The 12,681-nt window shown below is 64.6% G+C and carries 9 protein-coding genes and 1 pseudogene; 7 read left to right on the top strand and 3 right to left on the bottom strand.

Annotated elements, in window-relative coordinates; all coding sequences use genetic code 11:
- Nucleotides 1-17: 17 nt before the first annotated feature.
- Both E8F20_RS10020 and E8F20_RS10015 read right to left on the bottom strand, forming a co-directional pair.
- Nucleotides 18-914 carry an SMP-30/gluconolactonase/LRE family protein gene (locus E8F20_RS10020; protein ID WP_280283614.1) on the bottom strand — a complete coding sequence of 299 codons (897 nt, stop codon included), beginning with the start codon at nucleotides 912-914 and terminating at the stop codon, nucleotides 18-20.
- A gap of 51 nt (nucleotides 915-965) precedes the next feature.
- Nucleotides 966-1,787: an NAD(P)-dependent oxidoreductase gene (locus tag E8F20_RS10015; protein ID WP_280283613.1), complete on the bottom strand. Its 822-nt coding sequence runs from the start codon at nucleotides 1,785-1,787 to the stop codon at nucleotides 966-968.
- A 378-nt stretch (nucleotides 1,788-2,165) separates the two neighbouring features.
- Between E8F20_RS10015 and kdgD the strand changes: the two genes are divergently transcribed.
- The 7 genes and pseudogenes from kdgD (at nucleotide 2,166) to E8F20_RS09980 (ending at nucleotide 11,420) form a co-directional block, all read left to right on the top strand.
- Nucleotides 2,166-3,077, top strand: a complete 912-nt coding sequence (kdgD, locus tag E8F20_RS10010) for a 5-dehydro-4-deoxyglucarate dehydratase (protein ID WP_280283612.1) — start codon at nucleotides 2,166-2,168, stop codon at nucleotides 3,075-3,077.
- Nucleotides 3,078-3,098: 21 nt separating this feature from the next.
- Nucleotides 3,099-4,541 (top strand): aldehyde dehydrogenase family protein, encoded by a 1,443-nt coding sequence (locus E8F20_RS10005; RefSeq protein WP_280283611.1) that lies wholly within the window; start codon nucleotides 3,099-3,101, stop codon nucleotides 4,539-4,541.
- Between the two features lie 92 nt (nucleotides 4,542-4,633).
- Nucleotides 4,634-5,905, top strand: coding sequence for a glucarate dehydratase family protein (locus tag E8F20_RS10000; RefSeq protein ID WP_280283610.1), 1,272 nt, complete (start codon nucleotides 4,634-4,636; stop codon nucleotides 5,903-5,905).
- An 86-nt stretch (nucleotides 5,906-5,991) separates the two neighbouring features.
- Nucleotides 5,992-7,371 (top strand): annotated as a pseudogene (locus E8F20_RS09995) (MFS transporter); the annotation flags it as partial.
- 19 nt (nucleotides 7,372-7,390) lie between these two features.
- Complete coding sequence (gene gudD / locus E8F20_RS09990) at nucleotides 7,391-8,737, top strand: glucarate dehydratase (RefSeq protein WP_280283608.1); 1,347 nt, start codon at nucleotides 7,391-7,393, stop codon at nucleotides 8,735-8,737.
- Between the two features lie 159 nt (nucleotides 8,738-8,896).
- On the top strand, nucleotides 8,897-10,453 hold the full coding sequence (garD, locus tag E8F20_RS09985; RefSeq protein ID WP_280283607.1) for a galactarate dehydratase: 1,557 nt from the start codon (nucleotides 8,897-8,899) through the stop codon (nucleotides 10,451-10,453).
- A 28-nt stretch (nucleotides 10,454-10,481) separates the two neighbouring features.
- Nucleotides 10,482-11,420 (top strand): 2-hydroxyacid dehydrogenase, encoded by a 939-nt coding sequence (locus tag E8F20_RS09980; protein WP_280283606.1) that lies wholly within the window; start codon nucleotides 10,482-10,484, stop codon nucleotides 11,418-11,420.
- A 289-nt stretch (nucleotides 11,421-11,709) separates the two neighbouring features.
- Here E8F20_RS09980 and E8F20_RS09975 read toward each other — a convergent pair.
- On the bottom strand, nucleotides 11,710-12,681 hold a 972-nt coding region (locus tag E8F20_RS09975; protein ID WP_280283605.1), incomplete at its 5' end, for an OprD family porin.

Below are 12,681 nucleotides of genomic sequence, written 5' to 3'. Positions count from 1 at the left end.
GGTACAGCGATTGGGGCTCAGCCCCGGAACAGCGGTTCCTCCAGGCCTTTCACCCCGGGCCGCAAGGCGAACACGCCACCGGCCAGGGGCTGATCCGAGAGCTCGATGCCGCCCGGACGGATAGAGGTGACGAACAAGGTGTCCAGGCCCGGGCCGCCAAAGGCGCACATCGCCGGCTTTTTCACCGGCACGGCAAGGGAGCGGTCAAGGCGGCCATCGGGCGTTAAGCGGTGCACCAGGCCGGCATCGTTGCCGCAGATCCAGTAGCAGCCGTCTTCGTCCACGGCTGCGCCGTCGGGTCGGCCAGGGAATTCATGCATGTCGACGAACACGCGGCGGTTGTAGGGCGTACCCGTGTCGATGTCGTAGTCGAAGGCCCAGATAGTCTGCACGTGCGGGTGCGAGTCGGAGAGGTACATGCGTGTGCCATCCGGGCTGAAGGCCAGTCCATTGGGCACGATGAAGTCATCCAGGCGCACCTGCAGCGGTCCCGCTTCGCCGTCGAAGCGGTAGAGCGCGCCGACCCGGGCACCGGCGCTCATGTCGAGCAACATGGTGCCGGCCCAGAAGCGGCCCTGGCGGTCGCAGCGACCGTCGTTGAAGCGCATTTGCGGCCGAGCATGTTCCACGCAGATCAGGCGTTCACTCCGAATGCCGCCGTTGGCATCGGGCAGCAGATGGAACAGTCCGCTCTGCATGCCGGCGATCCAGCCACCACCCAGGGTGTCGCTGCGTCGGGCGATGCACGCGATCATTTCGTCGGTCTGCCAGCTGCGGCTGGCGCCATCCCGGGCGCTCCAGCAGTGCAGTCGGCGCGCCGGAATGTCGACCCAGTAAAGGGCCTGTTCCTGCGGGTGCCACACGGGGCTTTCACCCGTGCCGTTGCGGGCATCCAGAATCAGTTCTGCTTGCATGGCGTGGATCTCTTGTTCTTGTTGGCCGCGCTTGTCAGGAGCAGGTCTCGGTCACTCGAATGGCCCGGCGGCGACGAAGGCTCCGCCCTGGTAGACCGCTACCGGGTCGTTCGCAGCCGGCGCTGGCTGCGCTTCGACTTTGGCGCGGAAGGGCTCGGAACTGTCCTGGGGGCTGTAGTCGAGATGGCTGGCGAGATGGTTGTTCCACCAGACGTCCTTGTTGTCGGACATGCCGTAGACCACGGTGTGGCCGACGTTGGGGGTGAACAGTGCCTTGCCGATCAGTTGGGTGAGATCGCGATAGCTCAGCCAGGTGGACATCATCCGGCGGTTCTGCGGCTCGGGGAACGAGGAGCCGATGCGAATACTCACCGTCTCGATGCCGTAGCGATCGAAGTAGAAGCTCGCAACGTCCTCGCCATAGGACTTGGACAGGCCGTAATAGCCGTCCGGGCGGCGAGCACAGGCGGCGTCGATGTGTTCGTCCTGGCGGTAGAACCCGATTACATGGTTGGAGCTGGCGAAGATCACACGCTTCACGCCATGGCGGCGCGCGGCTTCATAGATATGGAACACCCCGCGGATATTGGCCTCGAGGATTTCCTCGAAGGGTCGCTCCACCGACACGCCACCGAAGTGCAGGATGGCGTCGACGCCTTGCACCAGGGCATCAACCGCCGATTTATCGGCGAGATCGCAGGGAATCACTTCTTCGTGAGGGCCCATGGCGGGTGCCATCGGCGCGATGTCGGACAGCCGCAGCACTTCGGCGAAGGGGCGGACGTTCTCGCGCAGGACTTTGCCGAGGCCGCCGGCGGCACCGGTGAGCAGGATGCGCTTGAGGCACGGTGATGCGGATTGGGAAGGGATCATGTCTCTGGCCTTTCCGTTGTTGTTATTAGAAGTGTTGTCATATGTTGTCGTATGACTTGCCCGAATTATCAACAGGGCTTCTTGGCGTTGTCAACGCGACATAGGTGGAAAATTGCGTGGAAAGAGGACCGCCTGGCGCGGTCTGCAGTCCGCCAGGATCGTCATCTGGTGAAGCCCTGTTTTGGTGCGACGGCTCTGGAATAGTGGTTATGGGTCGAAGGCATTTGTCCAGAAGTAGTCGGCTACCGCTGGTCGAAAGCGGGCGAAGAGCGAACGGAGGGATGAGTAGGGGTTGGCAATTTTTTTAGTTGTACGATAACGTATCTCTCAAGCCGGATTGCCGGCTCAACTCAAACCGCTTCGCAGGGTGCTCGAATAATGAATCCACAAGAACTCAAGTCCATCCTCTCCTCCGGCCTGCTGTCCTTCCCCGTTACGGACTTCGACGCTGCCGGCAACTTCCGCGCCGACACCTATGCCCGTCGCCTGGAATGGTTGGCGCCTTACGGTGCTTCGGCGCTCTTCGCCGCGGGCGGTACCGGTGAATTCTTCTCCCTGGCACCGGACGAGTACTCTGCCGTCATCAAGACTGCCGTCGACACCTGCGCCGGCAGCGTCCCGATCCTCGCCGGTGTCGGCGGTCCCACCCGTCAGGCGATCCAGTACGCCCAGGAAGCCGAGCGCCTTGGTGCCAAGGGCCTGCTGCTGCTGCCGCACTACCTGACCGAAGCCAGCCAGGAAGGCGTGGCCGCTCATGTCGAGCAGGTCTGCAAGTCGGTGAACATCGGCGTGGTGGTCTACAACCGCAACGTCTGCCGCCTGACCCCGGCGCTGCTGGAGCAACTGGCCGAGCGCTGCCCGAACCTGATCGGCTACAAGGACGGCCTGGGCGACATCGAACTGATGGTCGCCATCCGCCGTCGTCTCGGTGACCGCTTCAGCTACCTGGGCGGCCTGCCTACCGCAGAGGTTTATGCAGCCGCCTACAAGGCACTCGGCGTGCCGGTGTATTCCTCCGCCGTCTTCAACTTCATTCCGAGGACCGCGATGGACTTCTACAGCGCCATCGCCCGTGACGACCACGAAACCGTCGGCAAGCTGATCGACGACTTCTTCCTGCCCTACCTGGAAATCCGCAACCGCCGCGCGGGCTATGCCGTCAGCATCGTCAAGGCCGGCGCGCGAATCGCCGGTTATGACGCCGGCCCGGTTCGCGCACCGCTGACTGACCTGCTGCCGGACGAGTACGAGCGTCTCGCCGCGCTGATCGACGCCCAGGGCGCGCAGTGACCCGCAACCAGGAGAAGGCTCGTGACTGACAAACGCTTCGATAGCTACATAGGTGGGGAGTGGGTGGCTGGCAACGGCTACTCGCGCAACATCAACCCCTCCGACCTCTCCGACTGCCTGGGCGAATACGCCCAGGCCGACGCCGCCCAGGTGGCCCAGGCCATCGAAGCCGCCCGCGCGGCGTTCCCGGCCTGGGCGGTTTCCGGTATCCAGGCCCGCGCCGATGCGCTCGACAAGGTGGGTAGCGAGATCCTCGCCCGCCGCGAAGAACTGGGCACCCTGCTGGCGCGGGAAGAGGGCAAGACCCTGCCCGAAGCCATCGGCGAGGTCAGCCGCGCCGGCAACATCTTCAAGTTCTTCGCCGGTGAGTGCCTGCGCCTGTCCGGCGAAGTGGTGCCCTCGGTACGCCCCGGCGTCTCGGTGGAAGTCACTCGCGAACCCCTGGGCGTGATCGGCCTGATCACGCCCTGGAACTTCCCCATCGCCATTCCGGCCTGGAAGATCGCCCCGGCGCTGGCCTATGGCAACTGCGTGGTGTTCAAGCCTGCCGACCTGGTGCCTGGCAGTGCCTGGGCGCTGGCGGAAATCATCTCCCGTGCCGGCTTCCCCGCTGGCGTGTTCAACCTGGTGATGGGCAGTGGTCGCGTAGTCGGCGAAGCCATGGTCAATGACGCTCGCGTCGACGGCATCAGCTTTACCGGTTCCGTTGGCGTTGGCCGCACCATCGCCGCTGCCTGCGCCGCCCGTGGCGCCAAGGTGCAGCTGGAGATGGGGGGCAAGAATCCGCAGGTGATCCTCGATGACGCGGACCTGAAGACCGCCGTTGAGCTCGCCGTGCAGAGCGCTTTCTACTCCACCGGCCAGCGCTGCACCGCCAGCAGCCGCCTGATCGTCACTGCCGGCATCCACGACCGTTTCGTCGAAGCCATGGCTGAACGCATGCGCTCGATCCGCGTCGGCCATGCGCTCCATAGCGGTATCGATATCGGCCCGGTGGTGTCCCAGGCCCAGTTGGAGCAGGACCTGCGCTACATCGACATCGGCCGCGACGAAGGCGCGCGCCTGGTGGCTGGTGGCGGGCGGGTGAGCTGCGACACCGATGGCTATTTCATGGCGCCTGCGCTGTTCGCCGACAGCGAGGCGGGCATGCGCATCAGCCGCGAGGAAATCTTCGGTCCGGTGGCCAACGTCATCCGCGTGGCCAGCTTTGATGAGGCGCTGGCGCTGGCCAACGATACCGAGTTCGGTCTGTCCGCCGGTATCGCCACCACCTCGCTGAAATACGCCAACCATTTCAAGCGCCACGCCCAGGCCGGGATGGTCATGGTCAACCTGCCCACTGCCGGGGTGGATTACCACGTGCCGTTCGGTGGTCGCAAAGGCTCGTCCTACGGCCCGCGCGAACAGGGTCGCTACGCCCAGGAGTTCTACACCACGGTGAAGACCACCTACATCGGGAGTTGATCCGGCGCAGCAGGACGACTCGGGGGCAGGTCCTGCCCTCGAGCCTCAACAGGGACTACCAGTACAACAACAAGCACAGGTAGGAATCGCTCGTGAAGATCAAACGAGTCAGAGTCACCCCCATCGCCTTCCGCGATGCGCCGCTGCTGAACGCCAGCGGTATCCACGAACCTTTCGCGCTGCGCTCGATCATCGAAGTGGAGAGCGACAACGGTTACATCGGTCTTGGCGAAAGCTATGGCGATGCACCGGTGCTCGCCGTGCTGCAGGCCATGCAGGACAGCCTGGTCGGGCTGGACGCGTTCGACCTGAACGGCCTGCGTGCCCGCGTTATCCAGACCGTCGCTCGCCTCGGGCCCGCCGAAGCCGGTGCGGAACTGGCACCGGGTTCTCACCCCAGCAAGCAGGTGGCCAACGCCTATTCCGCGTTCGAGGTCGCCTTCCTCGACGTGCAGGCCCGCTCCTTGAACATGCCCCTGGTGGACCTGCTGGGCGGCGCCATTCGCACTGAAGTGCCCTTCAGCGCCTACCTCTTCTTCAAGTACGCCAGGCACATCGACGCGCCTTACGCGCCGGATTCCTGGGGCGAAGCCCTCAGCGAGGAGCAGATCGTCGCCCAGGCCGCGCGGATGATCGAAGCCCACGGCTTCAAGAGCATCAAGCTGAAGGCTGGCACCTTGCAGCCCGAGCATGAAGTAGCCTGCATCAAGGCGCTGAAGAAGGCCTTCCCCGACCACCCGCTACGCATCGACCCCAACGGCAACTGGTCGCTGGAAACGGCGCTGCGCATGGCCGAGCTGCTGGGCGATGACTTGCAGTACTACGAGGACCCGACCCCCGGCCTCGACGCAATGGCCGAACTGCACGAGCGCACCGGTATGCAACTGGCCACGAACATGGTGGTCACCGACTTCGACGAGTTCCGTCGTAGCGTCGCGCTTAACAGCGTGCAGATTGTCCTCGCCGATCACCACTACTGGGGTGGCCTGCGCGACACCCAGGCGCTGGCGCGGATGTGCGACACCTTCGGCCTCGGCCTGTCGATGCACTCCAATTCGCACTTGGGCATCAGCCTGATGGCCATGACCCACTTGGCGGCTTCGGTGCCCAACCTCACCTACGCCTGCGATACGCATTACCCGTGGCAGGAAGAGGACGAAGAGGTGATCAAGGGCGGCAAGCTGCCGATCCAGGACGGTTGCGTTCGCCTCACCCGAGCACCGGGCCTGGGCGTGGAACTGGATCAGGACCAACTGGCCAAACTCCACGAACAGTACCTCTCCATCGATATCCGAAGTCGCGACGACGCGCGGCAGATGCGCAAGTACGACCCGGCCTGGACAATTCGCAAGCCGAGGTTCTGACCCCGTCCGCTGCCTGCGGAATGCAACACGACACTTGCGCGGTATAACCGCGCGAGCTCTTCGACAAGAACAATTCAGAGAGAAGAACCATGGGCGAAGTGCTGAAACAAACCCGTGTGCGTTACCTGATCCTGCTCATGCTGTTCCTGGTGACCACCATCAACTATGCCGACCGCGCGACTATCTCCATCGCCGGTTCCACCATGCAGAAAGAGCTTGGCATCGACGCCGTCATGCTCGGTTATATCTTCTCCGCCTTTGGCTGGGCCTACGTGCTCGGTCAGATCCCGGGCGGCTGGCTGCTCGACCGCTTCGGCTCCAAGCGTGTCTATGCGGTGAGCATTTTCACCTGGTCACTGTTCACCCTGATGCAGGGCTTCGTGGATACCCTGCCGGTGGCCTGGACCGTCGTCACGCTGTTCATGCTGCGCTTCCTGGTGGGCTTCGCCGAAGCACCGTCCTTCCCCGGCAACGCGCGCATCGTCGCCGCCTGGTTCCCCACTGCCGAACGCGGCACGGCATCGGCCGTGTTCAACTCCGCCCAGTACTTCGCCACGGTGCTCTTCGCCCCGCTGATGGGCTGGATCGTCCACAGCTTCGGCTGGGAACACGTGTTCATCGTCATGGGCGTAATCGGCATCCTGTTCTCCGCGGTCTGGCTGAAGTTCATCTTCAACCCGAAAGATCATCCGCTGGCCAACAAGGCGGAGATCGACCACATCGCCGCCAACGGCGCGCTGGTGGACATGGACCAGAATCGCAAGCTGCCAGGCAACGGGCCGAAGTGGGAGCACATCAAGCAACTGGTGGGCAGTCGCATGATGGCCGGTATCTACCTGGGCCAGTTCTGCATCAACGCCATCACCTACTTCTTCCTCACCTGGTTCCCGGTGTACCTGGTGCAGGAACGCGGCATGACCATCCTCAAGGCCGGCATCATCGCCTCCTTGCCGGCCATCTGCGGCTTCATCGGCGGCGTGCTCGGCGGTGTGCTGTCCGACTGGATGCTGCGCCGTGGCCATTCCCTCAGCGTGGCGCGCAAGACCCCGATCGTCTGCGGCATGCTGCTGTCGATGAGCATGATCCTCTGCAACTACGTGGACGCTGACTGGATGGTGGTGGGCTTCATGGCCCTGGCCTTCTTCGGCAAAGGCATCGGTGCCCTCGGCTGGGCAGTGATGTCGGACACTTCGCCCAAGCAGATCGCCGGCCTGTCCGGTGGCATCTTCAACACCTGCGGCAACCTGTCTTCGATCACCACCCCCATCGTCATCGGCTACATCATCGCCGCCACCGGTTCCTTCAAGTGGGCCCTGGTATTCGTTGGCGTCAACGCCTTCATCGCCGCGTTCAGCTACCTGTTCATCGTCGGCGAGATCAAGCGTGTCGAACTCAAAGGTGCAAAGACTGACGTCGAGGTTCCGGCAGCCGCTAGCGAAGCACCTGCCGCAAGCCCGGCCCGTTAATTCGTAGAAGGACAAGGCAATGACTCAACAGAATCTTCACCAGGGCGCACCGCGCATCACCGAACTGCAAGTGGTACCGGTGGCCGGTCAGGACAGCATGCTGCTCAACCTCAGCGGCGCCCACGCTCCGTACTTCACCCGCAACGTGGTGATCCTCAAGGACAACGCCGGCCATGTAGGCGTCGGCGAGGTGCCCGGCGGCGAAGCCATTCGCCAGACCCTGGAAGACGCCCGCGCGTTGCTGGTGGGCCAGTCCATCGGCAACTACCAGCGCCTGCTCAACCAGGTGCGCCAGGCCTTTGCCGACCGCGATTCCGGCGGCCGTGGCCTGCAGACCTTCGACCTGCGCATTGCCATCCACGCCGTCACCGCCCTGGAGGCGGCCCTGCTCGACCTGCTCGGCCAGCACCTGGACGTGCCGGTGGCCGCCCTGCTCGGCGAAGGCCAGCAGCGCGACGAAGTGGAAATGCTCGGCTACCTGTTCTATGTCGGCGACCGCAACAAGACCGAGCTCGACTACCGCAGCGAAGCGGACGCCGATGACGCCTGGTTCCGCCTGCGCAACGAAGAGGCGCTGACCCCGGAAGCGGTCGTGCGCCTGGCCGAGGCGGCACATGCCCGCTACGGCTTCAATGACTTCAAACTCAAGGGCGGCGTCCTGCGCGGCGAAGCGGAAATCGAGGCGGTCACCGCACTGGCCGAACGCTTCCCCGAGGCGCGCATCACCCTCGACCCCAACGGGGCCTGGTCCCTGAAGGACGCCATCAGGCTGTGCCGCGACCAGCACCAGGTGCTGGCCTACGCCGAAGACCCCTGCGGCGCGGAGAACGGCTACTCCGGCCGCGAGGTGATGACCGAGTTCCGCCGCGCCACCGGACTGCCCACCGCCACCAACATGATTGCCACCGACTGGCGCCAGATGGGCCACGCCATCTCGCTGCAGTCTGTGGATATCCCCCTGGCCGACCCGCACTTCTGGACCATGCAGGGCTCGGTACGGGTGGCGCAGATGTGCAACGACTGGGGCCTGACCTGGGGCTCGCACTCCAACAACCACTTCGACATTTCCCTGGCGATGTTCACCCACGTCGCCGCGGCGGCGCCGGGCAAGATCACCGCCATCGACACCCATTGGATCTGGCAGGACGGCCAGCGCCTGACCAGGGAGCCGCTGCGCATCAAGGGCGGCAAGGTCGCGGTGCCGCAGAAGCCGGGCCTGGGTGTCGAACTGGATATGGACGAACTGGCCAAGGCCCACGCGCTGTACAAGTCCAAGGGACTGGGCGCTCGCGACGACGCCATCGCCATGCAGTACCTGGTGCCGAACTGGACCTTCAACAACAAGCGCCCCTGCCTGGTGCGTTAGCCGGGGTGTGGGGGCGATTTCAATCGCGAATGAATTCGCTCCCACAGATGTGGATATCGCTCTTCAATCCACCGAGCCACAGAACAACAACGGAGTCAGTGCCTTGGTGTGGGCTTCAGCCCACCGTCGATGCCTGAACTCAGAACAACGGAGTCAGCCATGCAGTTGATCCAACACCAGGACTCGCCCCGCCATGTGCGCCTGCACCCGGACGACAACGTCGCCATCGTGGTCAACGAGCAGGGCGTGGCGGAGGGCGGCCAGTTTCCCGATGGCCTGGTCACCCGTGAAGCTATTCCCCAGAGCCACAAGGTCACCCTGGTGGACATTCCTGCTGGCGGCGCCGTGCTGCGCTACGGCACTGTGATCGGCCATGCCTTGAAGCCCATTCCCCGTGGCAGCTGGGTGCGCGAGGAACTGCTGAGCATTCCCGAAGCGCCGGGGCTGGAAAACCTGCCCATGGCCACCGCCGTGCCGCCGCCCATGGCGCCGCTGGAGGGCTACAGCTTCGAAGGTTTCCGCAACCCGGACGGCAGTGTCGGCACCCGCAATATCCTCGGTGTGACCACCACCGTGCAGTGCGTCACCGGGGTGCTCGACCACTGCGTCGACCGGGTGCGCAAGGAGCTCCTGCTGAAGTACCCCAATGTCGATGACGTGGTCGCCCTGACCCACAGCTACGGCTGCGGCGTGGCGATCAACGCCCCGGATGCAGTGATCCCGATCCGCACCCTGCACAACATCGCACGCAACCCCAACCTTGGCGGCCAGGCGCTGGTCATCGGCCTTGGCTGCGAGAAACTGCAGGCCGAGCAACTGATGCCGGGCGACGAACTCACCGCCGGACAGGACGAGGAAGCCTGGCTGTTCCGCCTGCAGGATTCAGCCAGCGGTTTTGCCGGCATGGTCGAGCAGATCATGGGCATGATCGAGGACCGCCTGAAGGTTCTCGACCAGCGCCGCCGGGAAACCTGCCCGGCCTCCGAGTTGGTGTTGGGCATGCAGTGTGGCGGCAGCGATGCCTTCTCCGGCGTCACCGCCAACCCGGCCCTGGGCGTGGCGGCTGACCTGCTGGTGCGCGCCGGTGCCACCGTGATGTTCTCGGAGAACACCGAAGTGCGCGACGGCATCCACCTGCTCACCCCGCGTGCGGCGACTCCCGAAGTGGCCCAGGCGCTGGTGCGCGAAATGGACTGGTACGACCGCTACCTGGCCCGAGGCATGGCCGATCGCAGCGCCAATACCACGCCTGGCAACAAGAAGGGTGGGCTGAACAACATCGTCGAAAAGGCCATGGGCTCTATCGCCAAATCCGGCAACAGCGCCATCGCCGGCGTCGTCGCTCCGGGCGAGCGCGTGCGCGGCAAGGGCCTGCAGTATTGCGCGACCCCGGCCAGCGACTTCGTCTGCGGCACCCTGCAACTGGCCGCCGGCATGAACCTGCATGTATTCACCACCGGCCGTGGCACGCCCTACGGCTTGTCCATGGTGCCGGTGATCAAGGTCTCCACGCGTACCCAACTGGCTGAGCGCTGGCCCGACCTGATTGACGTTGACGCCGGACGCATCACCAGCGGACGCATCACACTGGATGAGATGGGCTGGGAGCTGTTCCGCTACTACCTGGACGTGGCCAGCGGTCGTGAGCACACCTGGGCAGAGAAGCACCGGCTGCACAACGACCTGACCCTGTTCAACCCCGCGCCGGTGACCTGAGTTACTGGCGTCGCATCGGAGATTCCGGATGGAACCCAAGATCCTCCACGTCGGCCCACTGACCGAGCGCTTCAACCAGCGCCTGGCCAATGAGCATGACGTTGTGCCGCTGTGGCAGCAGGGCGATGCCTTGGCCTTTCTCGATGCGCACGGCTCCGCGTTCGAGGTGGTGGTCACCTCGGCGCGTTTCGGCTGCTCTGCCGCCATGCTCGAGCGCCTGTCCAACGTGCGCGCCATCTGCAGCTTCGGGGTCGGCTACGACGCCATCGCCATCGACGCGGCGCGCCAGCGTGGCATCCAGGTCAGCTCCACGCCGGACGTGCTCAACGACTGCGTGGCCGACCTGGCCATGGGCTTGCTGATCGACTGCGCGCGGCGCATCAGCGCGGCGGATCGTTTCGTGCGTGCCGGTCTTTGGCCGGCTGGCAACTTCTCCCTGGCGCGCAAGGTCAGCGGCAAGCGGTTGGGCATCGTCGGCCTTGGCCGCATCGGCAAGGATGTTGCGCGCCGCGCGGGGGGCTTCGACATGCTGGTGCGCTACCACAACCGTCGACCGGACGCTGACGCCCCCTACGGTTTCGAGCCGGACCTGCAGGCGCTGGCTCGCTGGGCGGACTTCCTGGTGCTGACCTGCCCCGGGGGCGCTGCCACACATCACCTGATCTCTGCCGCGGTGCTGGAGGCCCTGGGGCCGGAGGGCATTCTCATCAACGTTGCCCGGGGTTCGGTGGTGGACGAGCCGGCGCTTGTTGCCGCCCTGGCCGAAAGCCGCCTGGGCGGTGCCGGGCTGGATGTGTTCGCGTCCGAGCCCGATGTACCCGAGGCACTTTTCGCACTGGACAACGTGGTGCTGGCGCCGCATGTCGGCAGCGGCACCCGTGATACCCGCCTGCAGATGGAAGAACTGGTGTTCGCCAACCTGCGGGCATTCCTCGACAAGGGCGAGGTGCTGACCCCAGTGGTCTGAACTCGTCCGCTCCCCATAGCGGTGGTCGCGTCGGGCGGCCCCACTATGCGGCCCCGGTCACAAGCCGGACGCCGTTTCCTCTCACGAAATTGAGCTGCAGACTCGCAGTGACGGCGCACCACGAGTGCGCCGATTTTTTTCGTGTGTGCGGACGGCCCCCTCTACCTTTGGGAGAGGGGGCGGGGGTGAGGGCCACAGCAACTGAGTCCCCGCACCAAGAAAAAAGGCACCCGAAGGTGCCTTGAGGAAAGCCGGGATGAAGGGAGCCTTCCCCACCCCGGTTGGCGCATCAGAGGATCGACAACGGATAGTTGATGATCAAACGGTTTTCGTCGAACTCGTTGTTGCTGAAGTCGCGGCGAATGCTCGCGTTGCGCCACTTCACGTTGAGCGCCTTGAAGGCGCCACTTTGCACGGTGTAGCCGAGTTCGGTCTCACGACCCCATTCCTTGCCGTCGGTGACTGCGCCGACATGCACGTTGTCGCCGCTGATGTAGCGGTTCATCAGGGTCAGGCCGGGAACGCCGAGGGCGGCGAAGTTGTAGTCGTGGCGCACCTGCCAGGATTCTTCCTTGGCGTTGTCGTAGCTGGAGTTGTAGCTGTCGTTGGCCAGGGTGCCGCCGCTGGTGCCGTTGACGCGCATCCAGGCATCGTCGCCACTGACTTTCTGCAGGCCGACATAGAAGGTGCTGCCGCCGTACTTGGCCGACAGCAGGGCCGACCAGGTGCGGTTGTCGAGGTCACCGGCCAGGGCGCTGCCGTTCTCCTTGCCGTTGAAGTAGCCAAGGTTGGCGCCCAGGGTCCAGTCACCGACAGGCTGGCTGTGTATCACTTGCAGGTACTGCTGCTGGTAGATGTCTTCCAGTTCGGCGTACCACAGGCCAACCAGGGTGCGCTTCTCGTTGAAGGCGTATTCGCCGCCAGCGAAGTTGAAGCGATCGGAAGTGAAGGCGGCGCGGCCGTTCATGGACATGTCGTCCAGGCTCGCGTCGTTGCGCGGGCTGTTCTGGCGGAACTGGCCGCCATACAGCGTCAGGCCGTCGATTTCCTGGGAAGTGACCTGACCGCCCTGGAAGGTCTGCGGCAGCGAGCGACCGTCGTCGGAACGCAGGATCGGCAGCACCGGCATCCACTCGCCGACCTTCAACTCGGTCTTGGAGACGCGCATCTTGCCGGCCATGGCCAGGCGACCGAAGTCGTCGGCGGGGCGGCCGTCGTCATGCACCGGCAGCAGTTGGGTACCGCGGGTGCCCTTGCCGCC

Source organism: Pseudomonas sp. BN415 (assembly GCF_029871195.1).
GTDB classification, from domain to species: Bacteria; Pseudomonadota; Gammaproteobacteria; order Pseudomonadales; family Pseudomonadaceae; genus Metapseudomonas; species Metapseudomonas resinovorans.
This window is presented reverse-complemented; position numbering and strand designations above follow the sequence as displayed.